This is a genomic window from Cohnella massiliensis, assembly GCF_900169535.1.
Taxonomy (GTDB): domain Bacteria; phylum Bacillota; class Bacilli; order Paenibacillales; family Paenibacillaceae; genus Cohnella; species Cohnella algarum.
This window is the reverse complement of the sequence record NZ_LT821258.1, coordinates 931,891-954,404: the sequence shown is the minus strand read 5'-3', so window position 1 is coordinate 954,404 and position 22,514 is coordinate 931,891. Positions and strand designations below refer to the sequence as shown.

Sequence of the window (22,514 nt, the reverse complement as noted above, 5' to 3'; positions counted from 1 at the left end):
AGAGATCGTGAGCAATACGTTCATTAACGCGGATTTTCCGATGTATGACGGCGACAAGGTTCCGCATCTCCGCATTTCCGAAGGGCAGGTCGCTCCGTACGTGCTCCTTCCGGGAGACCCCGCCCGCGTCGATCTGATCGGCGGCTTGTTCGACAGCTACGAGATCGTCGGCGCGAACCGCGAGTTCAAAATCGGAACGGGCGACTTCAAGGGAGATTCCGTATCCGTATGCTCGACGGGAATCGGCGGGCCTTCGACCGAAATCGCCGTGCTCGAGCTGCTGCAGCTCAATGCGAAGTGCCTGCTGCGCATCGGCGGGACGGCGGCCATCCAGGAAGGCATCGACTGCGGCGATCTGATCATCAATACCGGCAGCGTCCGTCTCGGCGGCAGCACGAATCATTACGCCCGCCCGGAATATCCGGCGCTCGCCCATTACGCGGTCGTCCAGGCGCTGATCGAAGCGTGCAAGGAGCTCGGCTACCGGTATCACCTCGGCATCGGGGCGACGACCTCCTCCTTTTACAACGGGCAAGGACGCAGCGTCAGCCGGCACAATTACAGCGAGAACATCATCGAGGAAATGCAGGGGCTCGGCGTTCTGAACCTGGAAATGGAATCGGAAACGATTCTGACGCTGGCGTCCCTGATGGGCGCTTACGCGGGCACGCTGCTGGTCGTCCATGCGAACCGGGCGACGAACAAATGGCTTGTCGATTACGAGGAAAGCCAGCTGAAACTGTGTAAGGCGGCACTTCGCGCCGTACAAATATTAATCCACAAAGGGGATATCTAAACGTGAAAAAGTTGACGGGTCTTTTGCTCAGCATCATTATGCTCACGGTCGTCCTGGCCGCATGCGGCGGCGGCAACAACGCGAACAACGGGGCCGCCTCGCCGTCGCCTACGGGCACCGCATCCGCCGGCGCCGAAGACACCGGCTCTACGGAAGTGAAGAAAGTCACCGTGCAAATGGACGGCGCGGCAACGCCTTATTACGCGCCGATGTATGTCGCCAAAGAGGAAGGCTACTTCGAGGAAGCGGGCCTTGACGTCGAATTCGTTTACGCGGACGCCGCCAGCATCGTCAAAAACGTCGGCGCGAACAATGTCCAATTCGGCTTCCCGAACGCCGACTCCGTCATTACGGCCAAATCCCAGGGCATTCCGGTCAAGGTTGTCCACACGACGTATCAGCACGGCCTCGGCGCCACGATCTTCAAAACCGACAGCGGCATCGCGAGCCCTGCCGACCTGAAAGGCAAAACGATCGGCGTCACGAGCTACGGCAGCCCGAACTATATCCAGCTGCAAGTCATGCTGCAAAAGAACGGCATGTCGATCAAGGACGTCAACACGAAAATCGTCGGCACCGGCGCCATCGTCAACGCGCTCGTCGACGGCCAGGTGGACGCGATCACGTTCTCCATGCTGCGCACGGTCGAACTGAAGGATCAAGGCGTGGACGTTTCCGAAATCCGTTCCGACGAGTTCCTGCCGTCCTTCGGCAACGTCGTCATTACGTCCGACGAGTTCCTCGAGTCGAACCGGGATACGGTTGTCGCCTTTAACACGGCCTTGAACAAGGCGATTCAATATATCATCGACGGCAACGTCGATGCGGCCGTCGAAATGGCCATCTCCAAGTACGCGCAAACGGCCGAAGGCAAGCAGGCCATTACGGCCAAAATCATCAACGAAGTGTTCATTCCGTACCTGTGGCAAAGCGATCTGACGAAAACGGACGGCCTCGGCGCCGCCGATCTGACGAGATGGCAAGGCGCGATCGACGCGCAAAAGGAATACGAGATCATCCAAACCGACTTCAAAGCGGAAGACCTTGTCGTGACCGACTTGAAGTAACTCAGGGGCTGGGCTAATGAATAACGCTCTGCGCAAGACCATTCTTTTCATAGGCACGCTGGCGGTTTTCGTTTTGGCGTGGCAGGGGTACGTCGCTCTATCGGGCGTACCTCCCCAAATTTTGCCGGCGCCGGGCGCGTTCGTGCAAAAGTTTATCGACAATGTGACGATGAGCGGTTTCGGAGAGCACATGGGAACGACGCTGTACGAAATCGCGATCGGCTTTCTGATCGGCTGCGCGGCGGGACTCGTCATCGGCTATATTTTGGCCAAGAGCCCGCTCGTCGAGCGGCTGCTGACGCCGTATATCGTGCTGGCGCAAATCATTCCGAAAATTTCGATCGCTCCGCTGTTCCTGCTCTGGTTCGGCCTCGGGGCTTCCGCCAAGGTGGCGCTCGTCGTCATCGGCGTGTTTTTCCCGATCATGGTCAACACGATCATCGGAATCCGGTCGGTCGAAAACAACATGAAAGACCTGCTCTACATTCTTCGGGCGTCCCCGCTGCAGCGGTTTTTCTCGGTGGAAGTCCCGTTCTCGCTGCCGTCCATTATGGCAGGGGTTAAAGTGGCCACCACCTACGCGATTACCGGCGCGGTCATCGGAGAAATGGTCGGCGCCAAAGCCGGCCTCGGCTACCTGGTCATCTCCGGGAGCGAAAACTACGACATCAACATGATTTTAACGGCGGTGCTGATTCTCAGCCTGATCGGCCTGGTTCTGTACCTGCTCGCGAATTATGCGGAGAAAAAGCTGCTTCACTGGCACGAATCGCAACAAGTCATCATGTAACGAGAGTTCGACAGGTTTGACGGACGCCCCGACGTTTGTGGCTATCGCAGGATAGGCGAAAACGTAAGGGGTGTTCTTCTCTCATGGCAATGCACGGCTCGGATGAGGTGAAAAGCATGAATGCGGAACGCTTGGGCGAAATTTTGCAAGCCATTAACGAAATCGGCGCGACGGAGGAATTCGGCGTCACGCGTCTCGCATATACGAAGGAACATTGGGCGGCCAACGAATGGTTTATCCGGCAATGCCGGGAGGAAGGGCTGTCTGTAACGATAGATGCCTGCGGCAACGTGATCGCCCGCAGGGAAGGGAGCGATCCGGGCTTGCCGGCCGTCGCCTGCGGCTCCCATCTGGACACCGTCCAGAACGGAGGGCGATACGACGGGACGCTGGGCGTCGCGGCCGGGCTCGAGGTCGTGAAAAGCCTGAACGAACGGGGAATCGCCACCCGGCATCCGATCGAAATCATTTCGTTCGCCTGCGAGGAGTCGGCCCGGTTCGGCGTTTCGACGATCGGCAGCAAGGCGATGGCGGGCCTGATCGACAAGGAGCGGCTGAGAGAGCTGGCCGACCGCGACGGCGTCACGTTTCCCGAGGCGCTGGCGGAAGTGTCGCTCGATTTCGAGAACATCGAGTCGGCGGCGCGGCGCAAGGAAGAACTGAAGGCGTTCCTCGAGCTGCACATCGAGCAGGGACCGGTGCTGGAAAACGGCGGCCTGCAGGTCGGGATCGCCACCGGGATCGCGGCGCCGACGCGGTTCGAGCTGACGATTCAGGGCAAGGCGTCGCATTCCGGCACGACGCCGATGAACATGCGGAAGGACGCGCTGATCGGAGCGGCGGAAATCATTACGAGGCTGGAAGAAGCGGCGTTGGCCGAGGCGTCGCACGGCACGGTGGCGACCGCCGGCGTCTGCGAGGTAACGCCCGGCGCGATGAACGTCGTGCCCGACCGGGCGAGGCTCAAAATCGATATCCGCGGCACCGACAAAGCGTCCCGGCGCGCCGTGCTGGAGCGCATCTCCGCCGCGGTCGCCGATATGGAATCGCGCCGCGGCCTCGCGGCGAGCTTCCATTTGCTGAGCGACGAAGAGCCGGTCTCGCTCGACGGGCAAATCGCGGCTTACCTGACGCGCAGGAGCGAGGAGCTCGGGCTTGCCGGCGTCCGGATGGTCAGCGGCGCGGGGCACGACGCCATGAACATGGCGCGGCTGTGCCCGACAGGCCTTATTTTTATTCCGAGCCGCGAGGGCATCAGCCACCACAAGGACGAATTCAGCTCGCTGCAGCAAATCGCGAACGGCGTTCTCCTGCTGGAAGAAGCGATTCTTCATTACGCGGAGGTCGTCCGAGAAGGAGGGAGATCATGAAGGCGGCAAAGCTTCGGGTTTTGGAAAATCGGCAAGTCAGCGAGCGTTACTGGCACATGGTCGTGGACGCCGCGGAGCTTCCGGACGAGGTCAAGCCCGGACAGTTTTTCAACGTTCGCTGCGCGGACGAAATTTATCCGCTGCTGCGGCGCCCGTTCAGCATCTATAAAATCAACAAGCGGGAACGCACGCTGGAATTCCTGTACTTGGTCAAAGGCGTCGGCACCCAGCGGCTCACGGAAATTCGGGCGGGGGAAAAGGCCGACGTGTTCGGACCGCTCGGCACCGGCTTCAACCTGAACGCGGAGGACGGGGCGATGCTGATGCTCGCCCGCGGCGTCGGCATCGCCACGCTGGCCGCGCTGGCGCAGGAAGCCGCCGAGAAAGGCGTGAGGAGCGTCGCGGTGCTGAGCGCGCGCAGCCGCAACGACCTGCTCGCGGCCGAAACGCTGGAAAGCTACGGCGCGAAGGTGTACAAGGTCACCGACGAAGAAGGCAACAGCGACGTGGCGTCCGTCGGGAAGCTGCTGGAGGGGATTTTCCGCGAGGAGAACATTACGGCGGCTTATACGTGCGGCTCCAAGCGTCTCGCGGAGCTGCTGCAGCGGATGGCCGCGGACAAGCATATTTTCGCGGAAATCGCGCTGGAAGAAAACATGGGCTGCGCGATGGGCGTCTGCTTCGCCTGCGTGTGCGACATTCAGGAGCAGGACGGCTCCGTGCGCACGGTGCGGGTGTGCAAGGAAGGCCCCGTATTCCCGCTCGAACAGGTGGTGATCGCATGAGCGAAACCCGCGTCACTCCGGAAACGTTGAATCTGGAAGTCCGCATCGGCGGGCTGCGGCTGCAAAACCCGATCATGCCGGCATCGGGCGCGTTCGGGCAGGAGATGGACGAGGTCGTCGACTTCAACCGCATCGCGGCGATCGTTCCGAAGAGCATCACGAAGGAGCCTCGCAAGGGCAATCTGACGCCGCGGGTGTGCGAGGTGCCGGGCGGGATGATCAATTCGATCGGCATTCAGAGCAAGGGGCTCGAGTACTACCTTGCGAAGACGATCCCTTCCTTCAAGGGCTACGACGTGCCCCTCATTTCCAGCATCTCCGCCGACTCGGTCGAAGAATTCGCGGAGATGGCGGAAACGATCGGCGCGCTGCCGGAAGTGGCCGCGCTGGAGCTGAACATCTCGTGCCCGAATTTGAAGGGCAACGGACTCGCGTTCGGGATGGACCCGGAAGTGACCCGCCGTCTGCTGGCCCGAGTGAAAGAGGTCACGGACAAGCCGGTCATCGCCAAGCTGTCGCCGAACGTGACCAGCATTCAGGAAATCGCGATCGCCGCCGAGGAAGGCGGAGCCGATGCCTTGAACGTCGCGAACACGATTTTGGCGATGGCGATCGACATCCATTCGCGCCGGCCGAAAATCGGCAATGTCATGGGCGGCCTGTCCGGTCCGTCCGTCAAGCCGATCATCGTGCGGATGATTTATCAGGTTCGCCAGGTTTCGAAGCTGCCGATCATCGGCTGCGGCGGCGTCATGAACGGCGAAGACGCCATCGAGATGATGCTGGCCGGCGCGACGGCCGTGCAGGTCGGCACCGCGAGCTTCGTCAATCCGACGGCGCTCACGGATATTTTGGAGGAAATCAAAGGCTATATGGTTCAGTACCAGATTCGCGACGTAAACGAATTGATCGGCGGCGTCCGGATCTCGTAAGGCGGCATTGATTTCGGCAAAGGATGTGAAGGCATGTTTCTGAATCGTCCTCGATCGCGCATCATCCTTGTCCTCGACACGCCCGACCGGGCCGAGAGCTTCCGCGTTCTCGACGCCTGCCGGGACGCGGTCGACGCCGTTACGCATCCCGGGGGCTCGAGTCCACGAGACCCCATTCGCGGCAAATCGCCGAGATGGCGGCATATCTGGGCTGTTTTGGCATTCAGGCTCCGGGCGCTCGCCCGGGGCAAATTCGCGTTTTGCGGGATACGGCAGGACCGGATCTGACCATTATCGCATGCGGGGTAGGCGCCCAAGGCGGAACGATGCAGGCGGCCATTGGCGACGCGGACGATGCCATGCAATATGCCCTCGGCGACCGGGGGTGAACGGGTCGCACGGGAATGGCTGGAGAAAATCCGCCGCGATATGAACGACAACGACTAGCAGTATGGCAGTATAGCAGTATATCTTGCATTTCGGAGGTTGGGCTTCATGGTTCTTCTTCGCAATCTGAATATTCGCTATAAAATTTTGCTGCTGAATTCGGCAGCCATTGTCGGAATGCTCATCATCGCGACTGTCGGTTTTTACTATACGTACGACATGTCGAAAAATTCGGAAGAGATGTACAAGGAACGGCTTACCCCCATCCAGCTCGTCGGCAATATTCAATTAAAAAAGGAAACGAGCGATTCGCGGCTGCTGGAATTCATGCTGACCAAGGACGAATTGCTCCGGATGCGGATCGGCGATTTGCGGGAAGAAATCGATGCTTCCGTGTCCGAACTGGTGAAGATCGCGGCAAACGACGCCAAAGCGACGGAGCTGCTGAACCGGTACAAAGAGCTGATTCCCGCCTATCGGGAAGCTGCGAACAGCTTGATGGACTTGGCGTTATCCGGACAGGACGCGCAAGCCTACGATGTTTTTGTCAATCAAGTCAGCATTCTCGGGGGCCAGATCGGCGACGTGCTGAACGAACTGGCCGTCTATAACGAGCAAGTCGCCGGCGATTTGTACGAGAGCACGCAAAGCCAGCGCACCCTCTCCCAAACGATCGTCATCGTCATTTCCTTGCTGCTCATCGGCCTGTTCCTGTGGCTCGGTCTTTTGATCAGCCGTTATATCACGAAACCGGTTCGGGAATTGCAGGATTTGATGGGGAAGGCCGCGGAGGGCGATTTGTCGGTAAAAGGCACGCATGCGTATAAGGACGAAGTCGGCAAGCTGACGGAATCGTTCAATGCGATGATGGGCAACCTGCGGGGACTGATCTCGCAAGTAGCGGAAAACGCTCTGACGCTGTCGGCCAGTTCGCAGCAGCTTTCCGCGAGCGCCGAGCAAGGAACGTTCGCTTCGGAACAGATCGCCGCATCGAGCGAGAAATTGGCGGGAGCGCTGGAACGGCAAAGGAACAGCGCCCAGGATGCGTACGACGCGGTAGAGTACATAAGAGAAAAAATCGATACGCTGGAAACCGTCGGAAACGAAATGTACCATATTGCGGGCGAGGCGGCCGCCGTATCCAAAGAAGGAGCGGTTACCGTTCAATCCGTTTCCGGCCAGATGAATTCGATTTACGCGTTCGTAAGCGACATGAGCTCGTTCGTTGGGATGCTGACGCGCCATATCGCCGAAATCGAACGCAGCGTCCACACGATTCAGGAGTTGTCTACGCAGACGAACGTTCTGGCGCTTAACGCGACCATCGAAGCGGCACGCGCCGGCGAAGCCGGGCGAGGCTTCGCGGTCGTCGCCGAAGAGGTGCGGGCGCTGGCGGAATCGTCCACCGGCTCCTCGAAGCAAATTACCGGCCTGCTCGGCCAAATCGGGTCCGAGATGGAGCGCATCAACCGGTCCATGCAGCACGGGCTGAAAGAAGCCGAGCAGGGCATCGCCCAAACGAAGCATACCGAAGCCGCGTTCCAACGGATCGACGGCTCGGTCGATTCCGTGGCCGAGCACGTATCCGGCATGAAAGAGTCGATCGAGCAACTGGCCGCCAGCCGCGAGCAGATCGTCGCGGTAATGGAGGTGGTCAACGGCGTCGCGGAGCAGGGCATCGCGGCGAGCCGGGACAATGTCGCCTCCACGCAGGAGCAGCTTTCGAGCATGGAGGAAATCCGGCACGCCACGCAGTCGCTGGCCGAATTGGCCGAAGAGCTGCAAACGAAAATTCAACATTTCAAGCTGTAAGCCGGGAAGCGCGCGGACTCGAAGACGTCTGCGCGCTTTTTGCGTTAGAGGGGCAAGTTTCGGTATCCCCGCCGCTCAGAGGAGTTGTTGTTGCGTTTCGTGTTGCCTAGTGCCGGTATCCCCGTCGCTCAGAGGAGTTGTTGCGTTTCGCGAAGCCTAGTGACGGTATCCCCGCCGCTCAGATGGATTTGTTGCGTTTCGTGTTGCCTAGTGCCGGTATCCCCGCCGCTCAGAGGAGTTGTTGCGTTTCGTGTTGCCTAGTGCCGGTATCCCCGTCGCTCAGAGGAGTTGTTGCGTTTCGTGTTGCCTAGTGCCGGTATCCCCGTCGCTCAGAGGAGTTGTTGCGTTTTGCGAAGCCTAGTGACGGTATCCCCGCCGCTCAGATGGATTTGTTGCGTTTCGTGTTGCCTAGTGCCGGTATCCCCGTCGCTCAGGGGTGTGGCTGCGTTTCGCACACTAGTGACGATATCCCCGTCGCTCAGAGGGGCATTTCCTCCAAATTTTCCGCTCCAGTCCTCGTGTCCGCATCGCTTTTCCGCCTTAGGGCCCGCCCGCTCACAAGTCGCGAGTCATGTCTTTGTTTTTCAGCCGCTCCCGTAAAGAACCGCGCTGCATATCCGAAGGAAACTCCTCCCCATGCTGTCGAATTCGCTCGCTTTCCGGCGCTTCCGACGTCGCTTTTTCGTCAGATGGTCCTATGACTTTCAGTGAAAAATGTGACCGTGATGACAAAAACGATGACAAACGATCACTGGTCGAAAACGCCCGGCAAAATTACGCTGAAATGAGCAAACCCTCGCACGAGCGAAGCCGACTCCGGCGAGGACGGTTCATTGTGCCGGATCGATCGCCGTTAACCGGATCGAATACGCCTCGAATGGGCCGGGCCCATACGAAGACCGAAGTCGAATCAAGGGAGGAACTTACAGGTGTTACGGAAATCGCGTGAAGCAAGGAGCGGATCGGCGAAAATCGGAGGGGCGCCGAACTTCAAGCGCCGTTGGCGGCGCGCGCGGAATTGCGGGTTGACCGGGCTGCTCGCCTTGTCGCTGCTGACGGGCAGCGTCGGGCAGCTTGCCTATGCGCAGGAACGGCCGGCTGCCGATCCTCTGGCGTCGCTCGACGATTGGATCGGGCAACTGGTCGGAGAGCCGCAAGATGAAAACGGGATTTCGATCGGGGATGCCGTATACGGGGATGAAGGGAGCTTCTCCGTTGCGGATGCTGTGTACGGCCTTCCGGTCAAGATCAGCGCAGCTGTCGGAGGAGCGCCGGGCACGGGCGACAGCATGTCCTCCTCGGCGAGCGGGGACGGCCGGTATGTGGCGTTCGCATCGACGGGTACAAATCTGGTGGATGGGGATACGAACGGCAAGCAGGACGTGTTCCTCCACGATCGGCAGCTCGGCACGACGAAGCGGGTAAGCGTCTCCGCCGGCGGCGTCGAGGCGAACGGCGACAGCTATGCGCCTTTTGTCAGCTTCGACGGGTCGTACGTGCTGTTCACGTCGAAGGCGACCAATCTGGTTGCCGACGATACGAACAACCACGAGGACCTGTTTCTCTACGAGGCGGCATCAGATACGGTGCACCGGGTTGCCGCGTACGTATCCGGCTCGGAATACGCCGGGATGGGCAGTTCCTACGGGATCAGCGCGGACGGCCGGTATGTGGCCTACGCGGGCAAAACCGGCTCGACCGGCGATCACGACATTTGGCTGCTGGACCGGCGGACAAACGTTGTGAAGCGCGTCGCCCGGCAAAATTACATCTACGAGACGTTCCGGGCGAGGGTGTCGATCAGCGCGGACGGCCGCTTTATCGCCTTCGATTCGAGAGGCACGAAGATCGTGCCCGACGATACGCGAACGAATATCGGCGCGAACGACCGGGCGGTCTATTTGTACGATGCCGCGCTGGACGAAATGAAGATGATCAGCCGGTCTCCGTCCGGCGAGCGCGGCAATCATTACAGCTATTATCCGATCGTAAGCGCCAATGGCCGTTATGTCGCCTATTTATCCAAAGCGAGCAATATCGTCCCGGCGGATACGCAAAATACGCAGGACGTATACGTTTATGACCGACTGACCGGCACGACGGAGCTGGCCAGCCTGAACGGCCAGGGCGCGCAGGTCGCATCGGATGCCTACGATCCGTCGATCAGCGCGGACGGGCGCTACATATCGTTCCACACCGACGGAGCTTTCGATCCGGCTGACGGCGGCAGGACGGACGTGTACGTACGCGACCGGGTTGCCGGCACGACGCGCTGGGTCAGCAAGACGGCGGGCGGCGGCAACGCCGACCAGCCGGCGGATCGGGCGGTGCTGAGCGCGGACGGAGGCACTGTCCTTTTTGAGACGAGCGCGACGAATATGACGGAGACGGCCGATGCGGATGCCGTCCGGGATTTGTATGCCGTAGCGCTGCAGACGGATGCCGTAGCGCCCGAATGGCCGGAAGGCGCGTCCGTAACCGCCGCGCCCGGAGGCACGTATATTGCGCTGAGCTGGCCGGCCGTGCCGGGAGCGACCTGGTACAAGGTGTCGATCGACGGCCGGGTCGCGGGCGTGACGTCCGATACGTCGTTCGCCTTCGACGGGCTGGCGCCGGGAACGGCGCACAGCTATCGCGTGGCGGCGGGGACGTCCGGCTATGTTTGGTCGGAGTGGACGCCGGAATCGATGGCGACGACGCTGTCCGAACGGGAGACGACGGCTCCGCCTGCCGCGAACATGACGGTTGCGCCGGTGCTCGGCGGCGCGCAGGTCGCGTGGACGTATCCCGCGGATCCCGACGTCGTCGGGGCGAAGGTGCGCTGGCGCAAGCCGGGCGGCACCGTCTACGAGTCGCCGCTGTACCCGAGAAGCGTCACCTCCGCGATCGTGCCGAATTTGGAGAACGGCGTCTCCTACGAGTTGTCGGTCGCCATCGTAGACGGAGACGGCAATCGGGGCGAAAGCCCGTGGACGCGAAGCAAGCTGCCGAACGGTCCGGCGCTGGTGCGAATCGACGTGCTGCGGGGAACGGGGCAGCCCGCGCCCAGCTACAACGCGCAGGCGCTCGACTTGAGCGCCGACGGCCGCTATACGCTGTTCGCAACCGACATGCACGGACTTGTTCCGGAGGACGATCGGGCGGAACCGTACAATCCTTATTCCTCCACGCACCAGCTGTATTTGTACGACGCGGAGCTCGGCTCCGTCACTCTCGTCAGCCGCAGCGCCGACGGCAAGCCGGGCAACGGCAATTCGAACAACGGTTCGATCAGCGGCGACGGCCGATACGTCGCCTTCGGCTCACGGGCGTCGAATCTGCTCCCAAATACGCCGGATACGAACGGCAGATGGGACGTGTTCCTGCTGGACCGCGACGTGAACGCCAACGGCGTCTTCGACGAACCGGGCGACACCTCGTTGTCGAAAATCAGCACGCCGCTCGGGGACGGCGGCCAAGCGGACGGCGACAGCTCGGGTCCCGACATGAGCGCCGACGGCAGCACGATCGTATTCAGCACGAACGCGCGAAACCTCGTGGAAGGGGCGCCGGCCGCAGGTTATTACAACGTCATCTACGATACCGTCACCCGCGAGATGGGGCCGCTGATCATGCCCAACGGCGAATCGCCGGGAACGGGCGGCGACGCGATGGATATCAGCGCCGACGGCAAGACGATGGTCTTCTACACGTACAAGCCGCTCGTCGACAGCGATAACAACGATACCTTCGACACGTACTGGTACGACCGACGCGATCCGGAAAGGCCGCGCATCGTCTGGCTGAGCAGCCTCATTGCCAATCGAAAAAATGCCGGTTCGGCCTACCTGGACGGCAGCGGCCGGTATGCGGCGTTCAACATGACGATGTCGAACAATAGCAGGCAGGCATTCGTGTTCGACTCCCAGGCACCGGAGGGCACTGCGCCCGAACCGTTGATCGCAGTGCCGGAAGGAAGTCCGATGACGCTGGATTCCTTGACCGTATACGGAATGACAAACGACGGCAGGCAAGTGCTTTTCAGTTCTTCCGGCAAGCATATCGTGCCAGGAGATACGGACAACATCGCGGATATGTTCCTGTGGGACCGGGAGGCGAAGAAAGCGTCGAGAGCTTCGATTCCGTACGACCCGGGCGTGAAGCTTACAAGCTCCCCGTATGACGGCATCGTGAGCGGCGACGGAACGCGCATCGCGTACGAATCGACGATGATGAACATGGTGCGTGGAAGCGAGCGCACCGAATACGGCTTATACGTCCAGCGCACCGCGCCGGCTGCGGCGGGGCTGGCGGATCTGGAGCTGACCCTGCAAGGGACGGAAGTCCGGCTGGCATGGGACGGTCCGGAAGAGGGCAGCGAAATCGCAGGTTTCCGCGTCGTGCGGAAGCAAGGGGAAGGCGATTGGGAGACGCTGGCGGACAGGATCGACGCTGCGGCGCGCACGTATACCGATCGAACGGCCCAGCTCGGCGGGACGTATACTTATGCCGTGTTCAGTCTCGACGTCAACGGCACGGCCGCGCCTTACTCCGCGGAAAAGACGATTGCGATCGGCGGAAGAGGAATCGATACGTTCACGCACACGATGCCGCTGTACTTCCGGCAATTCGCCGGACAGGGCGAGCGCATCGCCCTCCGGATGACGGGGGAGCCGGGGGCGGAATCGGAAGCCGAATTGACCTATGCGGATAGCGAGGGGGTTGAACGAACGGCAACGGCGGAGCTGGCGGAAAGCTTGCCCGGCGTCTACGAGGGAGAACTTGCCGTACCGGAATTCGCCGCGGAGCTTCTGTCGCTGAAGGGCGTGCTGAATACGGACGAAGAGGAGCATGAGAAGGAGGCGCTGCGGCAGCCGATCCCGGTCGGCGCAACGGTAATCGTGGAGTTGACCGGTCAAGCCTCGCCGCCCGACGATGGCCTGCTGACGATGCGCAGTACGTCCGCTCGCGCCAGTCAGACGGCGATTCTGAATGGGAGGCGGACGCTCGAATTCAAGGGAATGCCGGCGGCGGGCGACTATACGTTCACGTTGACTGGAGCGGGCGGGGTCGATCTGCTTGCCGAAAACCCGGATCCGCTCCCGCCGCTCATCGTGCGCCAGGGCGATCGGCGCGAAGATATCGAGCTCGAGCCGATGCTGCCGGCCAGCCTGTCGCTGACCGTAACGAATGACCGCGGATCGTTCGGCGGGGTCCATGTCGTCGTCGCCGACGAAAACGGGGACACATTGGCAACCGGCACGACACTGCAGAACGGACGGCTGGCGTTCCCGCCCTTTCGGCAAATGGTCGGCAAGAAGGCGAAGATTTTCGCCACCCCGTCCGATCCGATTTACGCGCCTTTCGAGTTGACGCTGGAGCTCAGGTCGGGCAGCCAGCACGAGTCGATCCGCATCCCGCTGCGAACGGATGCCGAGATTGCGGGAACCGTCGTCGACCCGGAAGGCAAGCCGGTTCGCGAAGCGACGGTGCAGGCTTACTTCCGGGGAAACAGCTTCCAGACCGTCACCGACGACAATGGCGAGTATTCGATCCAGGTTCCGACGGGAGACGTTCAACTTCAGGTATCGCTCGGCGGCCGGTTCGGCGGAGGCGGGAAGACGCTGAGGACGGAGAGCGGCCAGACGCTGCGGTACGATTTCCGGTTCAGCACGCCGGTACCGGCGGTCGTCAAACTGAACTTGTACACGGAAGACGTGAACGGCACGTGGATCGGACCTTACGATCTGGATTGGCGGGAATTTGTCCATTTCCGCATCCGTTCGACGGGCCATGTGACCGGATCCGGGCAACCGATTCTCGTGTACGCGGCTGTCGGCGACAAGGTGAACATATGCGCGGACGGGGTGGAAGGCGGGTACGGTTCGGGCTGCGTCGAAGTCGTGATCGACGACGACCGCCGCGTCGAAGCGGAGCTGAAACTTAAGCGGCTGCTAAGCAACGTCGAGGGCGGTTTGACCGAGTCGCCGGCAACGTTGATCGTAAACAGGCTGGAAGAATCCGGAAGGCGAAAAAATGTCGCCGCCAGGACGGTGTCCGACAGCCGCTTCTCGATCGACCTGCCGGGCGGGGGACTGTACGAGCTCAGGGTTCAATATTCGAAATCCGGCGCAACGGCGATTCGCACCTTCGAGGTGGACGACAACGACGTCGTCGATCTGGGCGAACTGAGTGCGGAGCCGACGGGCACGTTCGCCCGGCAAGCGGGCAACTATGTGCTGCTGGGCACTTCCAATGCCGTGCCCGGCACATCCGTCGCGGTCCGGATCGGCTACCGCAACGGCGGCGTGCCGCAAGCGGGATCCGCGACGGTCCGGCTCGATGTGCCGGCCGGGGCGGCGCTCGTGCCCGGCAGCGTCGTATGGAACGGCCGGCCGGCGACGCTTGTCGAATCGGATGGCGTTTATTCGCTTGAGTTGGGGAACGTTCCGGCACTGGGTGCGGGTACGATTCAGTACTCTCTGATGCTGCCGAGCGAATGGGCGGGAAGCAGGCTGAACGTTTCGCCGCGCATCTCGTTCGCCCGGGGAGGCGAGCGCGTCGAGGAAGAGCTCGGTTACGCGAGCGCCGCCGTCGCGCAGGTGACGCTGGTTGCGCCGGACCGCACCGCCTCCCGCGAGTTCCGGGTAACGGGGACGGCGCCGGCCGGCAGCCGCGTCGTCGTTTACGCCGGAGATGCGGCGGTCGGCGCGGCCGAGACGACGCCCGCCGGGCGATGGGGCATCAAGGCGGCAATGGCCGGGACCGGCTTCGCCGACCGGTGGCAATTGCGCGCCGTCGCCTCGCTCGGCGACAAGACGTGGAGCAGCGAGCCGAGAACGGTCGAATACGACGAAAATCACGTCGAGCCGATCGCCTTCACGCTGCAGCAGACCGACGGGCGTCTCATCGAGCTGGATCCGCGGGAGAATGTGCCGCGATTCCCGTACGTGTTCGCGCCGAGTTTGCCGTTCGTGCTCACGGTCACGTTCAATCATCCGGACCGGGTTCGGGACGTCGCGTTTTATATCGGCGACACCCGCGTCGAGGCTTCGCTGAAAAACGGCGTGCATACGGCCGTGGTGAGCGGGATGGCAAGGCCCGGCCCGATCGGCATCGACTATCGCGCGCTGGAGACGCCGACCGGGTGGGACGGTCGGGTTCCTTCGTCCGCCGAAATTCGCGCCGCGCTGCCGCCCGCCTTCCGCGATGCCGTGACGGACAATTTGACCGTTTCGCCGCGCAGCCCGGACGGCAACCGGCAGTCGATGTCTTTTTCCGGCAAGCTGCCCGGTTCGTCCGGCGACGTCGACATGACGGTGACGGCTTCGCTGGAGCGCACGACCTACACGCCGACGGCAGCCGACCTGGCGCTGGCCGAAGAGACTGGAATTCCGCTGTACGGCTTGAATCTCGGTTCTTCGTTCAACAATGGCGTGCTCCGAATCGAGCTGACCGGGTATTTGCAGGAGGCGGCGTTCCGGAGCGGATTGAACGTCGGCGAGGCGATGGCGCTGCTGACGGCCGGAGCCGACGCGCAGGCGGCCGCGGCGCTGCGGTCCTCCGGGGCCGCGGACAAAGGAGCGGAAGTGCGCGCGCTGAACAGCGGGATCGGCGCGATCGCGACGCGCGTCGTCGTCTTTTTCGGGAAGGAGCAGGGAACGAATACGTGGAAGACGATCGACGCCGCCTACAGCATCTATGACGGGCGCGGCAGCGGCGACGTGCTCGACCGGTTGGCGGGGCTGATGGATCGGGTCGCGCTGCATTGCGACAAGCGCATTCAGGATGTGTATTACGACCATATCAACTTTTTGAAAAACCATCTGATCGCGGTGGAACTGACCAAGGCGGCGATCATGGTCGCCGGGGCGGCCGCGGGTCCGGCCACGTTCGGGATCGGCACCGTCGCGCTGTTCCTCGTAAGCAACATGACGGGCAAGGTGCTGGACGCGCAACTGCACGGGATGATCGACCGTCTGGAGCTTGAGATTAAGAACTCCGACTACTGCGAGCCGGATTCGAAGCCGAAGCGGGACATCGCCGATCCGGAGTGGATTTACGACCCGAGCGGCTACGTGTACGAAGTAACCGAGGACAACCGCATCGAGGGCGTTCGGGCGACGGCGATGCGCTGGAACGAGGAGGCCGAACGCTGGGACGTGTGGGACGCGGAATGGTACGGACAGGATAATCCGCTCTACACGGACGCGAACGGTCGCTATGCCTGGGATGTGCCGGAAGGCAAATGGAAGGTAAGGTATGAAAAAGAAGGTTATCTCCCGGCAGAGAGCGAAGAGCTGGTCGTACTGCCGCCGCATTTCGACGTCAACATCCCGATGGTGTCCACGTTGCCGGCAAAGCCGGTCAGGGTCGAGGCGGCGCCCGGCGGCGCCTACGTCGACATCTTGTTCGATCGCCATGTCGACGGCGATGCCGTGTCGGGACAATTGCTGGCCGTCATTGACGACGAAGGCGATGTGCCGGGCACATGGGCCGTCGCGGGGGCGGTGATCGACGGCGACTCCAAACGCGTCCGCTTCACGCCCGATGCGCCGCTTGCGAACGGCACTTATCGGATTTATGTCGATGGCGGACTGACGAGCTACGCCGGCATTCCGCTCGCCGAACCTTACGACGAAGAGTTCGAGGTGACGGAAGAGGGCGCGAAGCCGGCGGAAGTGCTCGAGTTGAAGGCCGAGGCCGACAGCGGTACTGCTCTTGTAACCTGGAAGCTGCCGGACGATACGGAACTGAGCCGGATGGAGGTCGCTTACCGGCTCGCAGGCTCGGGCGGCGAGTATACGGTCGAGGAGCTGCCGGACGTTCGGACGTACGCTCTGCTGAACGGACTCGAGGCCGACACGAGCTACGAAGTCAAAGTTCGCGCTTACGACGCTTTTGACAGATTCAGCGAGGCGACCGTTACCGTCGGCACGGCCGGACTGCAGCAGGCATCCGGCGACTTCACGCCGCCTGGGCCGGTGTCGGGCGTTGCGATGACGCCGGCCGCGAGCAGCGTGGCAATCGATTGGACGGACCCGTCAGATGCCGACTTGTCGGCCGTCATGATCCGGTGGACGAAGCAGGGCGAATCGGCAGCCTCCGAGCCGGTTTCCGTCCCGAAAGGCAAAGGCGGCTACACGATCGACGGCCTGACGCCGTCCACGGCGTATGAAGTCGAGATTTGGACGGTCGACAACCCGGGCAACGCTTCGCCGGCGCTGACGCTGTTCGCGACAACGCTAGCCGGGGATGACCCGGGCAATCCGGGGAATCCAGGTAACCCCGGAAATCCAGGCAACCCAGGCAATCCGGGTACTCCCGGTACCCCCGGCAATCCGGGCGGAGGCGATACGGAACGCGCGGACATTGGCGAGGCAGGCGGCGAGCTGGAGTTTTTCGGCGGGGCATTCAAGCTGTGGCTGCCGAAAGGCGCCGCAGGCGCGGCGAAGCAAGTCGCGACGACTCGACACGCCGAAGCGCCGGCGTCCGGCAAATTACGGTTGTTATCGAAGGCGTACGAATGGAAGCTCGAACCGGACGGCGGCCGGCTGGCTGCCGCGGGCAAGCTGACCATCGCTTACGACGCGGCGCTGCTGGAGGGGGCGGACATCCGCAAACTCGGCATATACCTGCGGGATGACGCCGACGGGACCCGGTGGACGTACGTCGGCGGCATCGTCGACGGATCGGCGCACACCGTGACTGCCGAGACGACGGATCCCGGCACGTATGCGGTACTGCTCGCCGAGCTTACGTTCGGCGATCTGGCGAATCACTGGAGCCGCGCCGATGTTGAAGTTCTGGCGGCCCGCAGCATCGTGAGCGGCACTCCGGACGGCTACTTCCAGCCGAACGGCCGGATCACTCGGGCCGAGTTCGTGAAGCTGCTGATGCCGCTGATCGGCGCCGGCTCGACAGCCGGGACAGCGCTGCTCTTCGACGACGTGGCGCCGGACGCTTGGTACGCGCCGTTCGTCTCCCGGGCGGCCGCGGCCGGCATCGTGCAAGGCGCAAGCGGACGGTTCCGGCCGGCAGACCCGGTGACGCGGGAAGAGATGGCGGTCATGCTGTTCCGGGCGCTTCGCGTCGACCCGGACATCAAGCTGAACGCGCAGGCGGTGCTTGGCGGGTTTGCGGACGGCGATCGGGTATCGGACTGGGCGCTGCTGCACGTCGCCTATGCCGTGCAGAACGGTTTGCTGCAGGGAGGCGGAGGCGTCAGCCTGCATCCCGACGCGACCGCCACGCGAGCGGAGGCTGCCGTCATTGTGCTCCGCGCGCTAACCGCGCAGGGACTGATTGTAGCCAAACCATAAGCAAGAGAGGAGGGACTGTCCGGACAGGGGCAGTCCCTCTTCCTTCATTCGCGGCTTGCGATCAAAGCAATCGAATCAGATCCCTTGGGACGCGAGCCTTTGCAGATCCTGCGCCGACTTATCGTTGCCCTTGTGCAATAGCCGGAAGACGAAGTTCAACGCTTCCACGCGATCATTCGCGGCGAAGGTTCGCAGGGGTTGCAATAGGAGCCAAGCGAATAGGCAGTCTATTGCAATTAGCCGGGTTCTCAGATAAGCTAGAAATATATTCGGTCCTGAAGCACAGGCCGCCTACCGTTATTTATACGGGGGCGGCTTATTTGTTTGTCCAGGGTTATGGGCCGGAGCGCAAACTTTCAAGGGGATGGGGATAAGTGATGAAAGCGAATAAGGCGGATGACAGGAGGGACACGCGGAAAATGGAAGGGAGGAAGGAGAACGGCAGGCTCGAGGGGAAAGAGGCGAAATTTGACACGGCTTTTGAGCGGGAATACGGGGAGATGATGAACGCAGCGATCAAGAAGAGCCGCGGCGAAAGGAAGAGGAGGCTGTTGGAGGAACATGGTTTCGCGGAGAAAATGCTGGCCTACGTATGGTGGCAAGCCGTAGGCAACCTGACGCATTTTCATCCCGAGTACGAAATAGTCGACTTGCGGGGCGGAATCCGGTTCGCCGATTATGCCTATCTACCTTCGCCTGTGTTCGGTCTGCTGCTGGAAGTGGACGGCTTCGGCCCCCATTGGCGTGACATCAGCCGCTGGAAATACGACGACAACGAAGAGCGGCAGAACCTGCTGCTCATTGATGAATGGAAGCTGTTGCGCTTCTCGTACGACGGGGTCATGGAGAAGACGGCCCGTTGCAAGCAGACGATCTTAATGGCGCTTGCCCGGTGGGGCCGTCCTGTCGGCGGAGAAAAGGTGAAGCTGAATGTTTATGAACGGGCTGTGCTGCACTATAGCCGATCCATTGGCGGGGAGAAGTTCACGACGAGCCAGATCGCCAAGGCGTTCGATGTGACTCGCAAGACGATAGCCCCGCACCTGGAATCGTTAGTAGAGAAGAATAAGTTAACTGCGGTTTTATCGCCGAAAGGGTGGCGGACAGGATATAAGGAGAGTCGAAAAAGATTCTAACGATGATTTTCGATAGGAAATGAGCAGCCACGACTCAAATGGGGAGGCGGCGTGCGCGGCGGCGGGCTAGATGAGTAAATTTTACTCAAGTGAAAGCGGCCGTATGGGGATGGCGGGCCGAGATGAGCAGCCACGACTCAACTGGGGAGGCGGCGTGCGCGACGGCAGGCTAGATGAGTAAATTTGCAGCTAGAATAAAAGATGGACACTCGTTAAGATAAACCCAATAATAAGATTAACGGGAGGTGTTCACATGGGTGGACAACGGGTGCATTACAACGAGGAGTTCAAACAAAGAACGGTAAGGTACATCCAGGAACAAACGAAGACGGTCGTACAGATTGCGCAGGAATTGGATATTCCGGAAAAGACGTTATACGGGTGGGTAGCAAAGTATCGTCAGTTTGAGGTCGAGCCCGTTAACAGCGCAGATCGGATTCGTGAGCTGGAATGGCTTCTCCGCGAGAAAGACAAGCAGGTTGCAGACCTCGAACAGGAGCTTGAAATCATAAAAAAAGCAGTGCACATCTTCAGCAGCCCAAGAAAGTAAGATTTCAATTCATTGAAGATCATCGCTCCGACTTTCCTGTGGAGAAGATGTGCGCGGTACTCGGTGTTTCTCGGAGCGGTTATTACAACTGGAAGGATGCGCAGCCAAGCAACCAAGCCCTTCTGAAGGAGAAGGTGATGGAGCGCATCACGTATCATTTCTACGACAACAAAGAACGGTACGGGAGCCCGAAGATCACGCACTTGTTGCATGAAGAGGGCTTTCAAATAACCGAGCGAACGGTAAGCAACTACATGCGGGAGTTAAACCTGCGTTCCTGCGTATCTCGTAAATTCAAGGTCGTTACCACCGACTCCAATCACAACAATCCCGTCGCCCCGAACACGCTAAATCAAGCGTTTGCAACGGAGAAGCCGAATCAAGTATGGGTTGCAGATATTACGTACATTCCTTGTAACGAAGGCCGCTTGTACCTCGCGAGCCTGCTAGACCTATGCACACGTGAGGTCGTTGGATGGCGTCTGGGAGACCGCATGACCGTCGATCTGGTCCTGGGCGCGCTAGATGACGCCTACGAAGCGAAAAAGCCGCCGGAAGGCCTTCTGCACCACAGCGATCGTGGTTCCCAATACACGTCAGAAGATTACCGTAAGCAACTTGAAACCTACAAAATGGAAGCCAGCATGAGCCGAAAGAGTCTGTAAAATACTTTGTGTAAACTCTCAAACCTACTAAAATGAAATCATGGAGAGGTTGGGGAGCACACATGGGATTATGGACGAAAGAGCAGCTGCGGAGTTTCATCAAGGAGAATAATCTGGTCACCGCACAGGATGCGCAGAATGCGCTAAAGGACCTGTTTGCCGAAACGCTGCAAGAAATGCTAGAGGCCGAAATGGATACGCACCTGGGCTATAGCAAGCATGACGTGCAGAACAAGCAGACGAAGAACAGTCGCAACGGTAAGAGCAAGAAAATCGTCACTAGCGAGTACGGCGACCAGGAGATTGCCGTGCCACGGGATCGCCTGGGCGAGTTCGAGCCGCTCGTGGTGAAGAAGCATCAGTCCAACGTGACGGGGATCGAGGATCAGATCGTCGCCCTGTACGCCAAAGGCGTCAGCACGCGGGAGATCCAGGACCATCTGCAGAATCTCTATGGTTTGGAGGTCTCGCCAACCTTTATTTCCAATGTCACGAATAAGATCATTCCGCTCATCAAAGAGTGGCAGAAGCGGCCGTAGCAGGACGTATACGCGGTCGTCTTCCTGGACGCCATCCACTGCAGGGTGAAGCAAGCCGGGGCGGGCGTGAACAAAGCTGCGTACATGGTCATTGGGATCGTCATGGACGGCAACAAGGACGTGCTGGGCATGTGGATCGGCGAGAACGAGTCCGCGAAGTTCTGGCTGAGCGTCTTGAACGATCTTAAGAATCGCGGCGTTCAGGACATCCTTATCACCTGTGTCGACAACATCACGGGCTTCTCCCAGGCGATCTCTGCCTGTTATCCGAAGACGGAGATTCAGAAGTGCATCATCCACCAGATCCGCAACTCCACGCGCTACGTCTCCTACAAGGATCTGAAGAAGGTGACGGCCGATCTGAAGCCCATCTACAAGGCTGCTACGGAGGAAATGGCTCTGCTGGAACTCGACCGCTTTGAGGAGACGTGGGGCGCCAAGTATCCCCTTATTGTCCGCTCATGGCGCAGCAATTGGGACGAACTCGCCACCTTCTTCAAGTATCCGCCTGAGCTTCGTAAGCTCATCTACACGACGAACATGATTGAGAGCTATCATCGCCAATTGCGAAAAGTCACCAAAGGGAAAAGCATCTTCCCAAGCGACGAGGCGCTACTGAAAATGCTGTACTTAGTCACGATGGACGTCACCCGCAAATGGACCGGTCGTGTTCAAAACTGGGGACAGATGCTCCTGCAGCTCTCCGTCTTCTTTCCGGACCGGATCGGCCAGCACTTACCTTGAGGAGGCTAATCTCCCCTTCGGAGAGATGCCTATAAAAGAGTTTACACAAAATTATTGACAGACCCAGCCGAAAAGGAAACTGCTATGACAATGCGTGCATCGAGTCCTTCCACAGCATTCTGAAGAAGGAGCTCATTTACTGCACCAAGTTTAAAACGAAAAAGCAGGCGTACGACGAGATCTACGAGTACATCATGCTGTTCTACAACCGCAAACGAATCCATGGTGCACTTGGCTATCTGTCGCCGGTTCGTTTTGCTGCCAACTTTGCTTCTTAATTACTCAATTTGAGTGTCCACTTTCTTGACAGAGGTTCAATTTTACTCAAGTGAAAGCGGCCGTATGCGGATGGCGGGCCGAGATGAGTAGCCACGACTCAACTGGGGAGGCGGCGTGCGTGCGGAGGGCTGAGATGAGTAGCCACGACTCAACTGGGGAGGCGGCGTGCGTGCGGAGGGCTGAGATGAGTACATATTACTCAAGTGAAAGCGGCCGTATGCGGATGGCGGGCTGAGATGAGTAACCACGACTCAACTGGGGAGGCGGCGTGCGCGGCGGAGGGCTGAGATGAGTACATATTACTCAAGTGAAAGCGGCCGTATGCGGATGGCGGGCCGAGATGAGTAACCACGACTCAACT

The 22,514-nt window shown here is 60.4% G+C and carries 12 protein-coding genes and 2 pseudogenes; all 14 read left to right on the top strand.

Annotation, left to right across the window (positions count from 1 at the left end; genetic code table 11):
- Window positions 1-7 precede the first annotated feature (7 nt).
- Entirely contained in the window at window positions 8-796 is a 789-nt protein-coding gene (locus B7E11_RS13845; RefSeq protein ID WP_080835282.1) for a nucleoside phosphorylase, read from the top strand.
- Window positions 797-798: 2 nt separating this feature from the next.
- On the top strand, window positions 799-1,863 hold the full coding sequence (locus tag B7E11_RS13840) for an ABC transporter substrate-binding protein (RefSeq protein WP_176220735.1): 1,065 nt from the start codon (window positions 799-801) through the stop codon (window positions 1,861-1,863).
- Between the two features lie 16 nt (window positions 1,864-1,879).
- Window positions 1,880-2,653 carry an ABC transporter permease gene (locus B7E11_RS13835; protein WP_080835279.1) on the top strand — a complete coding sequence of 258 codons (774 nt, stop codon included), beginning with the start codon at window positions 1,880-1,882 and terminating at the stop codon, window positions 2,651-2,653.
- 116 nt (window positions 2,654-2,769) lie between these two features.
- The gene (locus B7E11_RS13830; RefSeq protein ID WP_080835618.1) at window positions 2,770-4,023 is read left to right on the top strand and encodes a M20 family metallo-hydrolase; all 1,254 of its coding nucleotides are present in this window, start codon (window positions 2,770-2,772) and stop codon (window positions 4,021-4,023) included.
- Window positions 4,020-4,808, top strand: a complete 789-nt coding sequence (locus B7E11_RS13825) for a dihydroorotate dehydrogenase electron transfer subunit (RefSeq protein ID WP_240353260.1) — start codon at window positions 4,020-4,022, stop codon at window positions 4,806-4,808. The genes B7E11_RS13830 and B7E11_RS13825 overlap by 4 nt, the downstream gene beginning before the upstream one ends.
- On the top strand, window positions 4,805-5,740 hold the full coding sequence (locus B7E11_RS13820; RefSeq protein WP_080835276.1) for a dihydroorotate dehydrogenase: 936 nt from the start codon (window positions 4,805-4,807) through the stop codon (window positions 5,738-5,740). Before B7E11_RS13825 ends, B7E11_RS13820 begins: the two co-directional genes overlap by 4 nt.
- Before the next feature lie 260 nt (window positions 5,741-6,000).
- Window positions 6,001-6,129 carry a hypothetical protein gene (locus tag B7E11_RS30650; RefSeq protein ID WP_281256500.1) on the top strand — a complete coding sequence of 43 codons (129 nt, stop codon included), beginning with the start codon at window positions 6,001-6,003 and terminating at the stop codon, window positions 6,127-6,129.
- Window positions 6,130-6,235: 106 nt separating this feature from the next.
- A complete protein-coding gene (locus tag B7E11_RS13810) occupies window positions 6,236-7,939 on the top strand; it encodes a methyl-accepting chemotaxis protein (protein WP_080835273.1) in 1,704 nt (567 codons plus the stop codon).
- Window positions 7,940-8,868: 929 nt separating this feature from the next.
- The gene (locus B7E11_RS13805) at window positions 8,869-18,240 is read left to right on the top strand and encodes an S-layer homology domain-containing protein (RefSeq protein ID WP_080835270.1); all 9,372 of its coding nucleotides are present in this window, start codon (window positions 8,869-8,871) and stop codon (window positions 18,238-18,240) included.
- Between the two features lie 419 nt (window positions 18,241-18,659).
- Entirely contained in the window at window positions 18,660-19,376 is a 717-nt protein-coding gene (locus tag B7E11_RS13800; RefSeq protein ID WP_139787183.1) for a DNA-binding response regulator, read from the top strand.
- Window positions 19,377-19,629: 253 nt separating this feature from the next.
- Window positions 19,630-19,926, top strand: coding sequence for a transposase (locus B7E11_RS13795; RefSeq protein WP_080833492.1), 297 nt, complete (start codon window positions 19,630-19,632; stop codon window positions 19,924-19,926).
- A gap of 11 nt (window positions 19,927-19,937) precedes the next feature.
- A complete protein-coding gene (locus tag B7E11_RS13790; protein WP_245809726.1) occupies window positions 19,938-20,591 on the top strand; it encodes an IS3 family transposase in 654 nt (217 codons plus the stop codon).
- 62 nt (window positions 20,592-20,653) lie between these two features.
- Window positions 20,654-21,874, top strand: a pseudogene (locus tag B7E11_RS13785) (IS256 family transposase).
- Between the two features lie 65 nt (window positions 21,875-21,939).
- Window positions 21,940-22,152 (top strand): annotated as a pseudogene (locus B7E11_RS13780) (IS3 family transposase); the annotation flags it as partial.
- Window positions 22,153-22,514 lie beyond the last annotated feature (362 nt).